A 17,381-nucleotide genomic window follows, 5' to 3' on the forward strand; every position below is an offset into this window, starting at 1 on the left:
CATCAACGAACGGGATTGGATGTATTCAGCCAGTCGAGCAGAGCTTTGTGGAACTGCGCCGGTTCTTCCATTTGCGGCGCGTGGCCCATGCCGGGAAATTCCACCAGCGTCGACTGCGGAATCAGCTTGGCCACTTGTTTGCCGAGCACCTCGTAATGGCCGATTTTGGCTTTTACTTCCGGTGGGGCGAGATCCTTGCCGATTGCCGTGGTGTCGGAAGTGCCGATCAGCAGCAACGTCGGCATCTTCAGGTCTTTGAACTCGTAAAACACCGGCTGGGTGAAAATCATGTCGTAGATCAGCGCCGAGTTCCAGGCGACCTGGGTTTTACCCGGGCCTTTGCTGAGGCCGGCGAGCATGTCCACCCAACGATCGAATTCCGGTTTCCAGCGGCCGTCGTAATAGGTGGTGCGTTCGTAATCACGAATGCCCTGGGCGCTGACTTTCAGCTCGCGCTGATACCACTGATCCACGGTGCGATAGGGCACGCCGAGGGCTTTCCAGTCTTCCAGGCCGATCGGATTGACCAGCGCCAGTTGCTCGACCTGTTCCGGGAACAACAAGGCATAGCGGGTGGCGAGCATGCCACCGGTGGAATGGCCGAGCAGGGTGGCCTTCTGAATGCCCAGCGCTTTGAGCAATTGCTGGGTGTTGGTTGCCAGTTGCTGGAAGCTGTATTGATAGTTGTCCGGTTTGCTCGATGTGCAGAAGCCAATCTGATCCGGTGCGACCACACGGTAACCGGCCTCGCTCAGGGCCTTGATCGAACTGTCCCAGGTCGCGGCGCAAAAATTCTTGCCGTGCATCAGCACCACGGTGCGGCCATTGGCTTTGCCATGAGCGGCGACGTCCATGTAGCCCATCTGCAGGGATTTGCCCTGAGACTGGAAGGCAAAGTGTTTAAGCGTGTAAGGGTATTCGAAACCTTGCAGTTCCGGGCCGTAAGCCGGGCCTTCGGGCATTGCTTCGGCTGGCGCGGCAGCCTGCGCAGACAAGGGCAGGGCGGCGCAGAGGAGCAGGGAGGGGAGCCAACGGGAAAACGTGACAGACATAAGGTCAAACTCCATTTGAAAACGGCCGATGCTGGAACGGCCGGATTATGGCGACGTTAAACACAGGCAATGCCCGCGCCCGATCGTTCAACCCAGCCACCCCAGCGTCAGCATGGCCAGCACGCCGTAACGTGCGCTTTTGGCCAGGGTGACGATAAACAGAAACCGTCCGAGCGGTTCGCGCATGACACCGGCGATCAGCGTCAGCGGGTCGCCGATGATAGGCAGCCAGCTCAGTAGCAACGACCAGTGGCCGTAGCGTTCATAGTGCTTGCGCGCCTTGGCCATGTGCGCGGGACTGACCGGAAACCAGCGCCGATCCTGAAATCGCTCGAGCCGACAGCCCAGCCACCAATTGACCAGCGAGCCGAGCACATTGCCTAGCGTCGCGACCGTGAGCAGTCCCCAGAGCCAGTAACGATCACTGACGATCAGCCCGACCAGCAACGCCTCGGACTGCAGCGGCAACAATGTCGCAGCACCGAACGCGGCGAAGAACAGCCCGAAATAAGCCGCGCCGATCAATGGGCCGGGTAGTCCGCCACCACCACGTCAGCACCGTCCTTTTTCAGGCCGATCACTTGATAGGCATCGCTCATGCCATCCATTTCCATGCCCGGCGAACCCATCGGCATGCCCGGTGCGGCAACACCGAGCAGGTCATTGCGCTTGCTCAGGGCCAGCACTTGTTCAGCCGGTACGTGGCCTTCGACGAATTTACCGTTGATGATTGCGGTGTGACAGGACGCCAGACGCGGTGGTACGCCGTGTTGCTGCTTGAAGCTGCTCATGTCGCTTTCGACGTGATCTTCAACTTTGAAACCGTTGGCTTCGAGGTGGCTGATCCATTTTTTGCAGCAGCCGCAATTGGCGTCGCGATGGACTTCGATCGGGATCAGATCGGCTGCCTGGGCCAGGGATGAAAGGAACAGGGCGCTCAGGGCGACCAGACGCAGGTGGGTTCGCATGACGGATTCTCGGCTCGGGTGACGATCAGAAAAGAACGCATTTTGACCGGTTTTTCCCGTCTGGCATCAACGCAATGTTTCCAGTTGTTGCGAGGCGGGCTGGCAGGATGATCGTAGATCAAGGCTGACAGGTTGCTGAGCGAGAGATGACAAAGTTGTCAGGTGGCCACATCTGGCGATGTTGTGGCCCTGTGGGAGCGAGCCTGCTCGCGAAGGCCGTGTGTCAGGCACTGGAAGTAGTGACTGAAAGGACGCTTTCGCGAGCAGGCTCGCTCCCACAGGGGTTATAGGGTTGGCAGGAATTCCTGCATGAATCAGCGGACTTTGAAACGTCCCATGATCGCACTCACCCGGCTGTTGGCTTCCAGCAGTTGCCGGGTGTTGAGTTCGCTGGCCTGACCGCTCTGCACCAATTCATCGACCATGTGGCGGATCTGCACCATGCTGCGGTTGATCTCTTCGGTCACTGCGCTTTGCTGTTCGGCGGCGGTAGCGATCTGGGTACTGAGACTGTTGATGTGGCTGACCGAGCCGGCCATTTCATCAAGGCCCGAGTTGACGCGCGCGGTGGCATCCGCCGCCGACTGGCAACTCGCCTGGGTATTTTCCATGGCGCTGACCGAGGAGCTCACGCCTTGCGTCAGACGCGTCAACATCTCGTTGATTTCCGAAGTGCTGGCCTGGGTGCGAGCGGCGAGGGCGCGCACTTCGTCGGCAACCACGGCGAAGCCTCGGCCCTGCTCACCGGCACGGGCCGCTTCAATTGCAGCGTTGAGCGCGAGCAGGTTGGTCTGGCCGGCAATCGCCCCGATTACGCCGAGAATCTCGGTAATGCGTTGGGCGTCCTGCTGCATGTTTTCAACTTTGTGTGTAGCGCTGGCCACTTCGTCGATCAGCGCAACCACACTGCTCGTCGCTTCACCCACCACCACGCGTGAGCGGTCGGCGTTTTCGTTGGCGCGCTGGGTGAACGCAGCGGTCTCGGCGGCGTTTTGCGCGACGCTTTCCGCCGTCGAACTCATTTCGGTGATGGCGGTGACGGTCTGATCGGTTTCCGAGGCGTGACGCAGCAGGATCTGGCTGGTATGCGCCGAAGTACGTTGCAGATTGTCGAGGCTCGACGCCATGGCACCGGTGGCCTGGGTGACTTCGCCGATCATGTTCTGCAGGTAAGCGATAAACGTGTTGACCGAATGGCCGATGGCGCCCAGCTCATCCTCGGCGCGAATGGTGATGCGTCGCGTCAGGTCGGCATCGCCGCTGGACAGCGAATCGATGTTGGCTTTCAACGCTTTCAGGCGCGAGATCAACTGGCGGATCGCATAGACCTGCAACAGCACCAGCAGGATCACCAGCGGGATTTGCAACAGGCTCAGGGTGCTGAGGACGTCATCACGTTGGGCAGTGAGCATTTTCGTTGGCAGGGCGGTGGCGAGGAACCACGGCGTGCCTTCAATCGGGCGCATAAAGAAGGTGCTGGCTTCGCCGTTGTTGTCGAACTCGATGCGCTGCGCCAGATCACGATTCTGCAGCCCGGCCTTGACCTGGCTGGCGAAGGTCGAGGTGCCGGCCAGTTCGCTGATGTTCTTCAGCACGATCTGGCCACTGATGCGCGAGCTGTTACTGATGATCTTGCCGTCGGCTTCAACGATGAGCATTTCGGCGTTGAGGTCTTTTTCCTTACGCGCCACCAGATCGTTGAAGAAGCCGAGGGTCACGTCAATGGTCGACACGCCCCAGGCATTACCATTTTTCTGGATGGCCATGGCGCAGTTGGTGCGTGGTTCGGCGCTGGCATCGTCCTTGTAGGCGGCGGCCCAGGCGCACTGACCGCGCGGTGTCGCCATGCCGCCCTTGTACCAGCTCTGGTCGAAATAGTTGGGCGCCGCGTCGCTGTTCCAGAAGGTGTTAACCGCCAATTTGCCCGAGGCATCGCGATGCCAGAACGTACTGAATTTGTTGCGCCCGGCTTCACGCTGCCCCGGCAGAGGCCAGATGCCGCCACCAAAAACCTTCAGCTCGCCGTATTGATCCACCAACCCCGGCAGCACCGTGTCGATCGCGGCGCTGTCGAGCAGCGGGATGGTCTGGGTGATGCTGCGTTGCTGCGCCTGCACTTTGTTCAACTCGCCCTGAATCTGCTCGGCGACTTCGGCGATGCGGTTGAGGACGACTTGTTCTTCGGTATGACGCAGTTTGGGCGCGACCAGTTGGCTGATGCCGACCACGGTCAACACCGACAACAGCAGGATAAACAGAACCAGAAACAGCGTGTAGCGAGCCTGAATGGTACGGAATGCGGGCATGGGGATCCGGTCCTTGAACTGCGATTCTTGTTAGGGGGCAAAGCGTTAAACAGTGCGGGTATCCCAGCGTATCGTCGCGCCGGCAAGAAGCTTGAGGCACTGGCGTACTAAAAAGATGGCGGCCGATGACTGGTCGGTATCAGCGTCGATACATTCAAGCGGGCTTGCCTGCTGGTCAGTGTCAAAAGCCGATTGTCCATCGACAGGCGCAGCCCCTCTGGCTCAACGTTTGTCGGCATTGGGGCTGTTTGTATCGGGAATGTACAAGATTTGTAAAAAAATGCAGAAAGAAGTTGGTGCCATCAGTTCGCCCGCTGATACTCTCGGCCATTAGAGGCGTTCAACACGGACATTTCATGGTCATTTCACAGGGAGTCTTCTCATGACGATCGGTATAGTCGGCGGCTGGCAGGCCAAGGCAGGGATTCTGGTACGCGACACCGGCGCAAAAAAACAAGTGTCCCAGAGCGTCAAGGTGCAGCAGATGCTCACCATGGTGGGCAACAACCCCACCGCGCTGAATACTGCCGAAATGGACAAGCAGGGTTTGCGCAAGGCTATCAAGGGTTTCGATCCATCCAATGTTTCGGTTAAACAATTGGGCAATCTGAGTGAACTCTTGCGAGGCCGCGGGCTGATCTCCGAGATCACTTCCTTTACGCTAAAGAACGCTGGCGACAAGTTCGATCGTTTTGGCGTGACGAAAGATATCGATGCGAAATTCAACGCGCTTGAGTATTTCGCGACCCAGCTCGATGCCATCCAGACCAATGGGCTCAATGGCAATGCCTACGGCAAGAGCCTGATTCCCGAGTTCAAGAAAGCGATTTACGTCCTGCAGAACCTGAAAACCTACGGTGAGGGCAACATGCCTAAACCTGTGGACAGTGGCGTCAAAGCCAAGGCGTAAAAACCACGGAAAAAGGCCCGCACAATCTCTTGGCGGGCCTGCCGGTCTTTCATTCAGCCAGCTTGCAGTTCGCTATTGCAGCAATCGGCGAAGCGCTGCTGTATTTGATCCTGCAACTGTTGCATGCGCACGCAGTGCAATTGCAACTGGCGCGGCACGTAGTCCCGGTGAAACAGCGCCAGCCAACCTTCGCTGCGATCATCGGGGACAATTCCGGTGAATGTGAACCCTGCCATCGACAGGCTATGCAATGCGCCGGCAAATCCTTCTGCCAGCCTGAGCCTGATCGAAACCACCCAGTGAGCCGGCAATTGCCGCAGTTGCTGGAGCACGGCAATGCTCAACTGTTTGAGCACCATGTCATAACGCCCTGAACGTTGGTCGAAATGCATCGTTGGCCCGACCCAGGGTGATGGGGTTTTGCGGGTGCCAAATTCGTTGCACATCTGCTGCATGAAATCGGCGCAGCTGGCTGGCCAATCGAGCGATGGCAGCGGCCGCTCGTAGTCGTCGATGGCTCTGAAACCCATGACGATCGACTCTGGCAGCACCTCGCCAAATGGCGAAGGCGCGTAATCGGGTAACAATCCCGTGCTGTGAAACCCGAGCCTGTCGGCCATTTTTTGCGAGTAGGCGTGATGGGTCACTTGTTTGATCGTCACGCCACGGCAGCCCAGCGCTTGTGCATGGATCAACAATTGTTGCCCCAGCCGCGTGGCAATGTTTTGCCCGCGTGTCGCTGGATGAACCACGCTCAGCGCCAGTTCGGCGATCGGCGAGCCGGCATTTCTGAACAGTGTCGCGTGCCCGAGGATTTTCTTGCCGCTCACGGCCACCAGCGAATGCCAACGGCCATCGTCGTGGTTCTGGCTGATCATGTAGGGCAGATAAACGTGGGGTTGAACGTAGTGGTCGCCATAGACTGCACGGAACAGGCGGCTGACGGCCACAGCATCGGTACTGCGGTAGTTTCTCAGGGTCACGGTGTCCATGCGTGCGGCTCCGGATAAGCATTGCCATAGATGCGCAGGTCGACGACTTTCTGGTGTTTGCCGGAACGTGGGTGACAAGCGAAATCCTCCCCGGCGCAGCTCACCACTTGCAGATCGAGTAATCCATCGACAGTCAGTTGTTCGATCAACGGGTAGCGATCGATCAGCGCCGTGCGCAGGTCTGCATTGACCTGCGCCGTGTCGAGGTGCAGCGCCGCGTGCCGCCATTTCAGGTGCAAGTCATCGCGATCATTCGAATGATCGAGCACCAGTTGCCATTCGCCTCCGGCAGCGATGCGTTGCACGATTTCGCCGATTTCTGCAGTCAGCAGGGTCATGCTGCCCACCCGCACACGCTGACTGTCCATGCTGCGCCCCATCAGGGCGAATTTTCGCATCGGTGTGCCACGAGGTTCTTTCCAACAGGCGAGGTCGCCCACCGGATAGCGAATCAGCGGCATGAGCCGACGCGTGAAATTGGTAAGGACCAGACGTCCCTTCCGCCCGCAATCCTCGATCACCTCACCGGTCTGTTCATCAAGAATTTCCACCACACTGTGGCGCTCGAGCATGCGGTGTTCGTCCAGGGCACAGTCACGGCTGCTGAAACCGATAAACCCAGCGTCGACACTGGCGTAACCGATCGAGGCGATTCGGGCGTTGGGAAAGACCCGGCGCAACAACAGCAATTGCCCGCCGAACAGGCTTTCGCCGCCATAAAGCAGGGTGTCGATACCTTCGAGCGTACGCGATTGGCGCTCCAGCCAGGCGGCAAACGTCAGCAGGTGCGCCGGTACGCCGGCTAAAACGTTGATCCGGTATTGAGCAATCGAATCGGCCAACACTGCAGAATCGACGCTTCCGGTAAACGGAAATTCGGTGACGGCACTTCCCGTATGCGCGAGGGTATCGTGGACGAACACGAAACTGGCATACAGGTCGCCGACGAAAAACAGATTGGCAATGCGGTCGCCGTCATTCAGTTGTGCGGTGAGCTGAACGCCAAAGTCGCTGACCAGTGTCTGCCATTCGTCGCGGGTGAATACCGACAGTTTGCCGTTGCTGGTAGTGCCACCGGTCTTGAACACCAGCGCCTTGGCGAAGTTGCCTGTCAGTACTGGCCATTGATCAAGGTCATGGCTTGATTGCCAGTAAGTGTGCGGATCAATCAGCGGTAATTCACAGAGGCTCGTCAAACAGGACGGAACATTGTGTAAATGTTCGCGATAATAATTCGAATGCGCTCGAGCAAAGCCGACCAACTGGTTCAGTTCTATTGCAGCTGTCATGGTGTTCTCTTTAAGTAATGGCGCCAGTCCGGGTGCGGAGGCAGCACTTCAACGGCGCGCATCAATCAATAAAGGGGTTTTGCCGCTGTGCTTGTTGCGGTGGAATAACGCCGGTGGGCAAACCTCGACCTCCAGCTTCAGCAGTCCGCTGCGCACCAGGGTTGCCAGAATGGAATAGCCTTGCAGGCGTTCGAGCACATCCGCCGGCTCGCGGGAACTGCGAAACAGCAGGCTTTCAACGCCGTCAGGCGCGTGCGCCATCAGCAATTGAAATTCGGTTTGCAGATGCTCGGCCAAGGTGTTCAGGCAAATGAAATCGGTGCCGATACGCACCAGCCGGCCATGTCGCTGCAATAGTTCGAAACGCGGCGACGTCAGGCCGCAATCACATGGGCCGGACAGCCAGCGACCGCTGTCACCCACGTCATAACGCTGGATCGGCTGGCCTTCACGCGCTTTCGAGCTGAATAACAGTCGGCCGACTTCGTCGCCGACAACCGGCACATCTTCATTGAGCGCGACAATTTCCAGCGACTGGATATCGCTCAGCAGATGAAAAATGCCATCGCCCGTCGCGGCGCAGGCGTGGCCAAGCGGACCGGCATCGACGCTGCCATAAACGGCCGAACGCACGCTGTTGACGCCGCAACTTTGCAGCAGCTCACGGCAGGGCTCACTGAGGTGTTCACCGCCAAGGAAGACTTTTTCGATCCCGTCGTAGTCGCGCAACGTTTGCTGCTCGTTGAGGAACAAGCGGTGCAGGGTGCTCGGCATGCCGATCAACACTGTTACACGTTGTTCAACGATCAGTCGGGCAATCTCGCTGTAATCATCATCGGCCGGTGCGCCCATCGGCAGGTGCGTGGCGCCCAGCAATTCCAGCACTTTGGCGAAACTGAAAAAACCGCCGTATAGGCCGCCGCTGAAGAACAGGTTCATCACCCTGTCGTGGCGTGGATCGAGGCCTGCGGCGAACAAACCGTCGGCGGTCGCACGCATTTGTCGCTGGAAGTCGCGATGACTGAAGCCTGACAATGTCGGCGTGCCACTGCTGCCTCCCGAACGGAAATACAACTGCGCTGCCGCGTTGGCCGGCCGATCGATGAAGGCTTGTTTATCCATGATCGGCCGGCCGCTCAGACCTGATGCCTCAGGCTGCGGATCGAGCGTCGCGTGAGTCGTCAGCAAGGTTGCCGGCAAGCTGACCGAGACGCGGCGGCTCAGGCGTTGCAGGGCATACACGCCGTCATGGGGTTCGCCGTCGTATCCGTCATGAATGGCATTGATCGGCGCAATGCGCGTGACGCCAGCAGCTATCAAGGCGCGCGACAGTTCGCCGATCTGTGCCTGGGGACATATCAGCGCACAGCTCTGCAGCACGTTTCGCCAATCCAGCAGGACGTGTGCCAGGCGTGAACGCGGCAGCGGCTTGAGCAGCAGCGTGCGAAACAGCGGGGAGGGGCTCAGCGCCTGATCGTGAGTCCAGATCACGCGCCAGCCAGGTGCGCTCCAGACTTCGGCGGTCAGCTCGGAAAAACTCTGGCCGAGCCGCGTCATCGCTACACGGCTGGTGATTTCCGAAGCCTCCTGCAGCGTCGGCAACAACACTGGCCAGCGTTCGGCACGCCGGCCGAATGCTTCAGCCAATGCCGCGCCGATGTGCTTGAGCACGTCCGGCTCGTCACTGTCGACCAATAACCACTGGGGGCTCGAACACGCCTGTTGATCGAGTCGGCAGACTTCGTCGACGATGGCATCCAGCGCTGTTTCGGAGGCCGAATCGGGCGTCATGTAGACGAAACTGATGCGATGTCCCCAGTCGATCCAGCGGCACCCGGAAGGCAGGTGTTGACGAATGGCCTGCAACGCCGCTGCGCCACCCCATGCGGCAACGCCGTTGGCCCGTTTGCACAGTTGACCGATTTGCGCGGTGGTCACCGGCAACACAGCGAGGTAATGACCAAGCTGACCGCTTGGATCGCATTGCACCAGTGCGTTGAGCAAGCGTGCACTCAGGCCTTGATCGCTGCTGCTGGGCCGCAGCCAGTTGATGTTGCCGGCCAGCAGGCTCTCGATGATTGCACAGAACGCCAGCATTGGCGCGTTCGCCGGGGTGATGTGCACTACCAGCCCGAGCGGGCTCCAGTTCTCGAAGCGCGCTTGCGTGTAATCGAGGCGCCGCAGGGAGCCGGGCTGGTCGCCGAGTTCCCGTTCAAGTTTGCTCTGCAGCGCCTGAGGCTGGCAAAACCCGATCAATGCCTGGCGCTGTTCTTCATCCAGCACGACGTTGCTGTCGCCGCTGCACAGTCGCTCGGCAAACCGCGCTGCCGCTTCAATTACCGTGCTGCTGTGCAGAGGGGTGGCCAGATGATGCGGCAACGCGTCATGCAGTTGTTCCAGAGCCATGTCGAGAGCGTAATCGGCGTGCAGTTGTCCGTTGATCAAATACATATCAATGCCCTCCGAGCAATTCAGCCGCAGCCATCGCGCAGCTTCTGCTGGCGCTGGTGCCGGCACGGCCGTGCAGTTCGAACCAGTCGGCGCTCAATCCGCAGCCGCAGCTTGTACCGGCATGCAGGGTGGCGAGATCACTCATGACCACCGCATGGGCAGGGCTTGAGGAGATGTAAGGTGAAACGAGCCCAAGCAGGCCGCGCCGGCCATAGGGCAAGACGCTGAAGTCGACCGGGTCGCGTACATAGGCTTTGGCATACACCGGTACATGGAAGTGGTGGTGACTGCATTCGATATATGGCACTGCATGTTCGACCGCGCCGTAGCCATCACGGCAATGCGCGCTATCGATGCCCAGTTGCTGGTGGATGCGTGCATACAGCTGCGCTTTGGGGACTTCCTCGGTGGCCCGGGTTTTCCAGCCTCCACCAAAAAACGCCAGAGAGCCTGATGGCAATTGCAGGTCTTTCACGGAGGTTGCCTGCATATGCTCGAGGGTCTGCCAAAGGAAGGCGGGGAAACCGAAAATCCGTACCGGCAAACCTTCATCGGCAAACGACTGCAAAGCGGCGATCACTCCGAACACATCGAATTGATGTCCGTCGCCAGTGTTGCGCAACGCATAGGCGACTCGATTGGTTTTCGCAAAACGACACAGGAACTGGTCGGTGTAGGAGGTTCCCAGGCTGATTTGCCCCTGCGGTTCATAGCTCAACAGCAGGTAGTTGCACGGTGTGTCCGGGGTGTTCCAGCCGTAATGCTGGAAAATCCGCTCGACCATGTATTGCGCACCGGCAATGCTGCGCTCGTCATAGCGCATACGGCTTTTCTGGCCGCTGGTGCCGGAGGAAGTCAACTCCATGGCGTTCTCTCCCGTTGAGCTGAGCAGCAATTGTTGCTTGAAGAAGTTGGCGAAGATCGCCGGCAAACGCGACCAGTCATCGAGACTGTCCAGATCGCTGGCCTGCAAGCCGTTGGCATTCAGCCAGTGCTGGTAGCCCGGTGTCTGCTGACAATGAAAGTGACTGATTTCAGCCATCGCCCGGTCGAACAGACCGGCCGGCACGGAATCGGCGCAATAGGGCTGCGGCAACGCACACAGCGCATCGCCCAGGGGGAAGTGATTAATCATCAATATCCATCATCCAGAAGGAAGCAGGGGGGAGTGCACCCGGTCAGGTGCGTAGAACCCGCTGCAACAGGGGCAGGCACAACAGGCCACCGATGGCGGCCCACAATCCAAAGAGTTCGAGGCTGGCGCCGCTTCCGAGCGTCGCCATCAACCAGCCGCCAGCGCCCATGACCGCGATCGAAAGCATGCCGATCATGGCTGACACCAGGCCTTTGCTGTCATCGCTGGCAAACAGGGCGATTCGATACAGCACCGCGTTGCTCATGCCCAGGCCGACCGCATACACCGCCAGCGCTGTGACCAGCGCCGGCACGGATTCGTCAGTCAGCATCGAGCCGAGCAGGGCAAGCAACCCCAGGCAGTAAGGCCAGAGCGCCAGGCGAATCAAGCGCGGTAGTGCGTGGGTTGGCAGCAGTCGATCCAGTAGCAGGTTGCCGACAATGACGGCGGCAAACACCGGTATTTGCCACAGGCCATATTCCACGGCAGACAGGCCTTTCCATTGCATCAACAGCAGGGGGGCAAGGCCGATCCAGGCAATCAGTGGCAGGCTCATGAAACCCAGCGCAAGGCTTGCGCTAAGGAAGGTGCGATTGTGCAGCAGCGCTGCGTAGCGTCGTAAGACGTGCCTCAATGACAGCGGCGTTGGCGCCAGGTGCACGCCATCATTGCGCTGCGCGCCAATGGTTTCCGGCATGCACGACAGCAATAACAGCCAGGCCAATGCGGTGGCAAACCCCAAGCCGAAAAACAGCTGCCGCCAACTCAACCATTCCAGCAACAGGCTGCCCAACAAGGGTGCGAGTAGCGGGGACAGCAATGCAACGTTGCCGAGCAACGCCATGAGTCGCACGGCATCGCCCTCGCGAAAAACCTCCTGCAGTGCCGGATAGCTGACGGCGACGACAAAACCCAGGCCCATGCCCTGGATCAGGCGCAATACGTTGAATGCTTCGATCGAGCGCGTTGCGGTGGCCGCCGTAATGGCTACACCAAACAGAGCGCAGCCGATCAACAACAAGCGTCGTCGCCCAAAACGATCGGATAACGGCCCGATCAGCCATTGCAGGCAGACTCCGCCGATCAGGTAAAGATTGAATGCATTCGGTACGTGGCGGGCGTCTGCTTCGAACTCCTGAACCACGCCGAGCATGGCTGGCATGATCATGTCGCTGGCCATGTAGGTCAAAAGTTCGAAGAGAGTAATGGCCAGGCAAAATCCAATGATTTTTACCGGACCAAGGACGATGAGTGTTCTCTGCATTGCAACCTTTTCTCTTCTGTCAAAAACCTGTTGCATAGCCTAGGAGTGCTGGGTTTGGTGGCATAACACTTTGCTGCGACAGAAGATTTCAAAAAGTACCTGCTTGTTTCGGCAATCCTCCGCGCTCGCTGGCGGCTCCTTGATAGAATCTGAAGCAAAAAAAAATGCCCACCAGAAGGCGAGCATTTTTTGCTTTTGAATCAATGGGAGCAGCCATCACTCAGCGGGGCGAGCAATCCTGTTCTATCGATGGTAGTAGCCAGGACCACCGCCATAATAGCGATGATGGTCAGCGTGCCACCCGCCGTGGGGAAATATGATGCAACCACTCAAGGTCAGCACGGCAAGCAGGGGAATCAGCCAGGCGATTCGACGGAACATTTCTACAATCCTCATGGTTACGCCGCCATGAAGCCAAAACTCTTCAGCGGCTGTAACATGAGACTCCGGCAATTGCCGCGCATCCCCGAAACAAGGTATGTGCCTGGCATGCAAGCGGATACGAACCGGATACATTCCAACGCTTCAGGAAACTGCAATGACTCAGTCGCAACGCTTGAAATACTCGATTCTGATCGCCCTCATGGTGCTGGCGATCATGCTCGGCCTGTCCTGGCTGCAAAACGCCGGGACGATCAGTGAGAAAACGTTCCAGTACATCGCCATTGGTGTGGCGGTAATCGTGGTAGTGATCAACGGCGTGATGCGCCGCAAGGTCAAACCCTGACGGCGACTGCGCTTTGCATCACTCGTTGTCGAGAATCGCAGCAGCCTGCGGGTGCAGGCTGTAGCTCTTGTCGGCGTTGATGGTGATCACGCCTTCGGCGCACAAACGCTTCAATACTTCGCGCACGCTGAGAAACGACAACGGAATGTCCAGGTCGAGCAATTGGCTGTGCACGCCACGTACGCCAAGGCGACGCTGGCTTTGCGCAGCGCTCAGCAGCGCGTCAATGACCTTCAGACGAATCAGGCTGGTGCGCAGTCCGAAGCTTTTGAGCAGCAGGCGGATTCGCTCATTGCCGTGACGCTCGATCCTTTGTCCGAAATCGCTGGCGCTGGGGCCCATGGAAGCTCCTTGTGGCGCCTGGCTACCTTCCGTTGGTAGTTGCGAGTTGTACATACGGTGACTCCTTTTCAGGACCTGATCAGGAAAGGGTTTTTTAGTGCTCTCTCTAAACAAGACGTTTCAGCACGGCAAATCATGAAGGGCAATATGTATAAAATTTGTCGCTTATTTGTCGTTTCCCCGTAATCACGGCACCACATTGCTGTCGGCCGGCCTAAATTTTTTTTCGCCGATTCGTTTCCTGAACAGCCGCAATGCGCCCAGGCGCGTGCATGAATTTCAGATCGGCTCCGGCGAAACAGGTATTTTCAACGCCATGCCCGGGCCGATCCTTGCCTTATCGATCAGGAGCGAGCGTGATTATTTCCAGGCAGTTAACCGGGTTGGCCCTTGCTGGCATGTTTCTCGGGCTGAGTCTGTCAGCCCATGCGCTCAGTCCCGCCACGCAGGCCAGCGCCGATATTCGTCGCACCGCTTTTGGTGTGCCGCACATTCGCGCCGAGAACGAGCGCGGCCTGGGTTTCGGTATTGGCTACGCCTATGCGCAGGACAACCTGTGCTTGCTGGCCAATGAGATCGTTACAGTGAACGGCCAACGCTCGCGTTATTTCGGCCCGGACCAGTTCACTGTCGAGGAGCGTGAAAACCGGGTCAGCGATGTGTTCTTCACCTGGCTGAACACGCCCCAAGCAGTGCAGGCATTCTGGCAGGCACAACCCACCGAGGTGCGCGACCTGATGCAGGGTTATGTCGCCGGCTATAACCACTATCTCGCCGAGCGTCGTCAGCAAGGGTTGCCGCAACAATGCCAAGGTGAATGGGTCCGTGATATCGCCACCGAAGACCTGGTCAAACTGACCCGTCGTCTGCTGGTTGAAGGCGGTGTCGGGCAGTTCGCCGAGGCTCTGGCCGGCGCCACACCGCCGCAATCCAGTGCGCAGGTCGTGCAGCAATCACACGCCTGGCAACTGGCCGATACGCGTCAACAACGCTTTGCCCTGGATCGCGGCAGCAACGCAGTGGCGGTGGGCAGCGAGCGCTCTTTCAATGGCCGAGGGATGTTGCTGGCCAACCCGCATTTCCCTTGGGTCGGTGGTATGCGCTTCTATCAGATGCACCTGACCATTCCTGGCAGACTCGACGTCATGGGGGCTGCGTTGCCGGGGTTGCCGATGATCAACATTGGTTTCAATCAACATCTGGCCTGGACCCACACGGTCGACTCTTCCAAGCACTTCACCCTGTATCGCCTGCAACTCGATCCGAAGGATTCGACGCGCTATCTGCTGGACGGCAAATCACTGCCGCTGAACAAGCAGACGGTGACCGTGCAGGTCAAACAGGCGGATGGCCAGGTCGTGCCAGTGTCGCGTGATATCTACAGCTCGCAGTTCGGGCCGATCGTACAGTGGCCGGGCAAGCTTGACTGGGATCATCAATACGCGTTCAGCCTGCGCGATGCCAACCTCGAAAATGACCGGGTGCTCAATCAGTGGTATGCGATGAACCGGGCCGCGAATCTCAAGGATCTGCAGGATTCGGTACACAAGATTCAAGGCATTCCGTGGGTCAATACACTGGCGGTAGATGACAAGGGCCAGACGCTGTACATGAACCTGTCAGTAGTGCCGAACGTCAGCGCCGACAAGCTCGCCAAGTGCAGTGATCCGCGTGCCGGCTTGCGGATGATCGTGCTGGATGGTTCTCACAGCGGCTGTGCCTGGGATATCGATCCGCAAGCCGCGCAGCCGGGCATTTATGCCTCCAGCCAGTTGCCGCAATTGCTGCGAAAAGACTTCGTCCAGCATTCCAACGACTCCGCGTGGCTGGCCAACCCGGTGCAACCGCTGACAGGTTTCTCGCCGCTGATCAGTCAGGACAGCCAACCGCTGGGCATGCGCTCGCGCTTCGCCCTGAATCGCCTCGCCTCGCTGGAGAAGAAAGGTCCGTTGGCGGTGCAGGATCTGCAACAGATGGTGATGGACGACAACGTCTATCTGGCGAGCCAGGTATTACCGGACCTGCTGAAATTCTGCGCGAATGACCTTGGTGCGGACACGAGCAAACTGAAGCCGGTCTGCGCCAGCCTCAAGGCCTGGGACGGCCGCGCGAACCTGGACTCCGGCAGCGGCCTGGTGCATTTCCAGAACATCATGCAAACCCTGCAGGAATCACCGCAGATCTGGCGTGTCGCGTTCGACCCGAAGGCCGCGCAAAGCACGCCGCGCGGGCTTGCCATCGAACAGCCTGACGTCAGCAAAGCCGTGCGCGAAGCGATGTTGGCCTCGCTCGAACTGAGCAGCAAAATGGGCATCAAGCCTGATACCCGCTGGGGCGATATCCAAGTGGTCAGCAGTGGCGGTCAGCAAACCGCGATTCATGGCGGGCCAGGTACTCTCGGCATCTACAACGCCATTCAGAGTGTCCCGCGTGAAGACGGCAAACTCGAAGTGGTCAGCGGTACCAGCTATCTGCAAGTGGTGACCTTTGATGACAAAGGGCCGCACGCTCAGGGGCTGCTGGCCTTCTCGCTGTCCAGCGATCCGGCGTCGAAATACTCGCGTGACCAGACCGAAGCGTTTTCGAAGAAACAATGGAGCGTCTTGCCCTTCACTCAACAACAGATCGAAGCCGATCCGCAGTATCAGGTACAGACCATCAGCGAGGCGGCAGATAAAGCGGCGAAGGTGGCTGCGCAGTAAGCCTCTGCACCGGTATGAGAAAGCCGCCGTCCTCTGATTGAGGGCGGCGGTTTTTTTTACTGACAATTGTCTGTGGCGCCGGACCTGGTCGGCATGCAGTGCTCTGTTTTAGGGCTGTGCAGCAGCCGGAACATTCCAGGTGGCGAAGGATTTGAAGGGCTGAACCGAGATTTGCATGGGGCTGCTGCGCAACCCATCGGGGATAAATCCCCACGCCACAGGTGCTGTCAGGGCTTCGCTGGATGCTTGGGAATCGAGTTGATTACCGGATTGCCTTCAGCATTGCGGGTCAGGTAGACCGGCAACACTTTGGGCAGGGAGTTGACGAGGCCGTTGATCTCTTTGATGTTGTAAACGCCGCCCACGCGGATCGCGCCGGTGCTGGTGTCGGCGAGCATCAGCGGGTTGTTCAGATAGCGGTTGATCAGGGGGAGCGCTTCGTTCAGTGCGAGGTTGTCGAGGACCAGTTTACCGTTGCGCCAGGCCATTGAGTTGTCATTGGCGTAGGTCTGGCTGATTTGCGGCGTGTAGTCGCCATGCCTGTACTGCGCCCGCATCGACGGGCCGAGACGCAGGCCATCGCCGTGCAATGCCGTGTTGCTGGTGACCAGCACCGAGCCTTCGACCAGATTGACGCGTACCAGATCTTCGTACATCCACACGTTGAAGCGAGTGCCGGTGACGCGGATTCGACCTTCGGCAGCCTTGACGATGAAGGGGTGCGTGACGTCGTGACTGACGTTGAAAAACGCTTCGCCCTTTTTCAGGGTGACCTGGCGCTCGTCCTTGTAGTTGCTGTAGGTCAGCTCAGTATTCAGGTTCAGTTCGACCTGACTGCCATCGTTCAAAGTGACCTGGCGGACATTGTCCCTGGCTTCGAAATGCTGATAGCTGTTGGGCAGCCAGCCCATGTTCCATCCGGTGTAGGCGGCCAGCGGCAGGCCCAGCGCGAATACGCAGGCGGCGACGGCGTATGGATGCCAGGCCGGGGCCGGTTTTATGGCCGGCAGCGTTTCGACGGGTTCCGGACGCGGCAGATGCTCGGCGACGTCCCAGATTTCCAGCATGGCTTCATATTCGAAGGCATGGAGCGGATGCGCATCGCGCCACTGCTCGAATGCCAAACGCTCCTCGGCGGAGCAGTCGACTGCGTGCAGACGCATGCACCAATGCGCGGCGGCATCGGTGATCGCATCGTATTCGGCTTCCGAGAGGGTGTCTTCGGTCATTGACTCATCCTGGT

The 17,381-nt window shown here is 58.8% G+C and carries 14 protein-coding genes; 3 read left to right on the forward strand and 11 right to left on the reverse strand.

Features of this window, described 5'->3' with window-relative positions; translation table 11 throughout:
* Positions 1-2: 2 nt before the first annotated feature.
* The 4 genes from AK821_RS19075 to AK821_RS19090 form a co-directional block, all read right to left on the reverse strand.
* Positions 3-1,052, reverse strand: a complete 1,050-nt coding sequence (locus AK821_RS19075; RefSeq protein ID WP_064391095.1) for an alpha/beta fold hydrolase — start codon at positions 1,050-1,052, stop codon at positions 3-5.
* Between the two features lie 87 nt (positions 1,053-1,139).
* Positions 1,140-1,574: a YqaA family protein gene (locus AK821_RS19080; RefSeq protein ID WP_064391169.1), complete on the reverse strand. Its 435-nt coding sequence runs from the start codon at positions 1,572-1,574 to the stop codon at positions 1,140-1,142.
* The gene (locus AK821_RS19085) at positions 1,574-2,020 is read right to left on the reverse strand and encodes a DUF411 domain-containing protein (RefSeq protein ID WP_064391096.1); all 447 of its coding nucleotides are present in this window, start codon (positions 2,018-2,020) and stop codon (positions 1,574-1,576) included. The genes AK821_RS19080 and AK821_RS19085 overlap by 1 nt, the downstream gene beginning before the upstream one ends.
* Positions 2,021-2,334: 314 nt before the next feature.
* Positions 2,335-4,326 carry a methyl-accepting chemotaxis protein gene (locus AK821_RS19090; protein ID WP_064391097.1) on the reverse strand — a complete coding sequence of 664 codons (1,992 nt, stop codon included), beginning with the start codon at positions 4,324-4,326 and terminating at the stop codon, positions 2,335-2,337.
* A gap of 382 nt (positions 4,327-4,708) precedes the next feature.
* On the opposite strand from AK821_RS19090, the gene AK821_RS19095 reads away from it, so the two are divergent.
* Positions 4,709-5,236: a hypothetical protein gene (locus AK821_RS19095; RefSeq protein ID WP_064391098.1), complete on the forward strand. Its 528-nt coding sequence runs from the start codon at positions 4,709-4,711 to the stop codon at positions 5,234-5,236.
* 53 nt (positions 5,237-5,289) lie between these two features.
* Here the strand turns inward: AK821_RS19095 and AK821_RS19100 are convergent, their stop codons facing one another.
* Genes AK821_RS19100 through AK821_RS19120 form a run of 5 tightly spaced genes read right to left on the reverse strand, consistent with a single transcriptional unit; the run spans position 5,290 to position 12,367 of the window.
* Positions 5,290-6,228 carry a GNAT family N-acetyltransferase gene (locus tag AK821_RS19100; protein WP_064391099.1) on the reverse strand — a complete coding sequence of 313 codons (939 nt, stop codon included), beginning with the start codon at positions 6,226-6,228 and terminating at the stop codon, positions 5,290-5,292.
* Positions 6,216-7,517 carry a phenylacetate--CoA ligase family protein gene (locus AK821_RS19105; protein WP_064391100.1) on the reverse strand — a complete coding sequence of 434 codons (1,302 nt, stop codon included), beginning with the start codon at positions 7,515-7,517 and terminating at the stop codon, positions 6,216-6,218. The genes AK821_RS19100 and AK821_RS19105 overlap by 13 nt, the downstream gene beginning before the upstream one ends.
* 48 nt (positions 7,518-7,565) lie before the next feature.
* Complete coding sequence (locus AK821_RS19110; RefSeq protein WP_064391101.1) at positions 7,566-9,968, reverse strand: aldehyde dehydrogenase family protein; 2,403 nt, start codon at positions 9,966-9,968, stop codon at positions 7,566-7,568.
* A gap of 1 nt (position 9,969) precedes the next feature.
* Complete coding sequence (locus AK821_RS19115) at positions 9,970-11,100, reverse strand: LuxE/PaaK family acyltransferase (RefSeq protein ID WP_064391170.1); 1,131 nt, start codon at positions 11,098-11,100, stop codon at positions 9,970-9,972.
* A gap of 46 nt (positions 11,101-11,146) precedes the next feature.
* Positions 11,147-12,367, reverse strand: coding sequence for an MdfA family multidrug efflux MFS transporter (locus tag AK821_RS19120; RefSeq protein WP_064391102.1), 1,221 nt, complete (start codon positions 12,365-12,367; stop codon positions 11,147-11,149).
* 538 nt (positions 12,368-12,905) lie between these two features.
* Here AK821_RS19120 and AK821_RS19125 point away from each other — a divergent pair.
* Positions 12,906-13,094, forward strand: coding sequence for a hypothetical protein (locus AK821_RS19125; RefSeq protein WP_064391103.1), 189 nt, complete (start codon positions 12,906-12,908; stop codon positions 13,092-13,094).
* Positions 13,095-13,112: 18 nt separating this feature from the next.
* On the opposite strand, the gene AK821_RS19130 is transcribed toward AK821_RS19125, so the two are convergent.
* Entirely contained in the window at positions 13,113-13,490 is a 378-nt protein-coding gene (locus tag AK821_RS19130) for a fe2+ zn2+ uptake regulation protein (RefSeq protein ID WP_064391104.1), read from the reverse strand.
* 302 nt (positions 13,491-13,792) lie between these two features.
* Here AK821_RS19130 and pvdQ point away from each other — a divergent pair, with 302 nt between their 5' ends.
* The gene (gene pvdQ, locus AK821_RS19135) at positions 13,793-16,138 is read left to right on the forward strand and encodes a bifunctional acylase PvdQ (protein ID WP_064391105.1); all 2,346 of its coding nucleotides are present in this window, start codon (positions 13,793-13,795) and stop codon (positions 16,136-16,138) included.
* Between the two features lie 227 nt (positions 16,139-16,365).
* Here pvdQ and AK821_RS19140 read toward each other — a convergent pair whose 3' ends face one another.
* Complete coding sequence (locus AK821_RS19140; RefSeq protein ID WP_064391106.1) at positions 16,366-17,367, reverse strand: FecR family protein; 1,002 nt, start codon at positions 17,365-17,367, stop codon at positions 16,366-16,368.
* Positions 17,368-17,381 lie beyond the last annotated feature (14 nt).

This window comes from Pseudomonas sp. RIT-PI-r (genome assembly GCF_001297015.1).
Taxonomy (GTDB): Bacteria; Pseudomonadota; Gammaproteobacteria; order Pseudomonadales; family Pseudomonadaceae; genus Aquipseudomonas.

Coding starts and splice junctions, on each gene's coding strand:
- AK821_RS19075 (WP_064391095.1), bottom strand. CDS start 1,052: ATGTCTGTCACGTTTTCCCGTTGGCTCCCCTCCCTGCTCCTCTGCGCC.
- AK821_RS19085 (WP_064391096.1), bottom strand. CDS start 2,020: ATGCGAACCCACCTGCGTCTGGTCGCCCTGAGCGCCCTGTTCCTTTCA.
- AK821_RS19090 (WP_064391097.1), bottom strand. CDS start 4,326: ATGCCCGCATTCCGTACCATTCAGGCTCGCTACACGCTGTTTCTGGTT.
- AK821_RS19095 (WP_064391098.1), top strand. CDS start 4,709: ATGACGATCGGTATAGTCGGCGGCTGGCAGGCCAAGGCAGGGATTCTG.
- AK821_RS19100 (WP_064391099.1), bottom strand. CDS start 6,228: ATGGACACCGTGACCCTGAGAAACTACCGCAGTACCGATGCTGTGGCC.
- AK821_RS19105 (WP_064391100.1), bottom strand. CDS start 7,517: ATGACAGCTGCAATAGAACTGAACCAGTTGGTCGGCTTTGCTCGAGCG.
- AK821_RS19110 (WP_064391101.1), bottom strand. CDS start 9,968: ATGTATTTGATCAACGGACAACTGCACGCCGATTACGCTCTCGACATG.
- AK821_RS19120 (WP_064391102.1), bottom strand. CDS start 12,367: ATGCAGAGAACACTCATCGTCCTTGGTCCGGTAAAAATCATTGGATTT.
- AK821_RS19125 (WP_064391103.1), top strand. CDS start 12,906: ATGACTCAGTCGCAACGCTTGAAATACTCGATTCTGATCGCCCTCATG.
- AK821_RS19130 (WP_064391104.1), bottom strand. CDS start 13,490: ATGTACAACTCGCAACTACCAACGGAAGGTAGCCAGGCGCCACAAGGA.
- AK821_RS19140 (WP_064391106.1), bottom strand. CDS start 17,367: ATGACCGAAGACACCCTCTCGGAAGCCGAATACGATGCGATCACCGAT.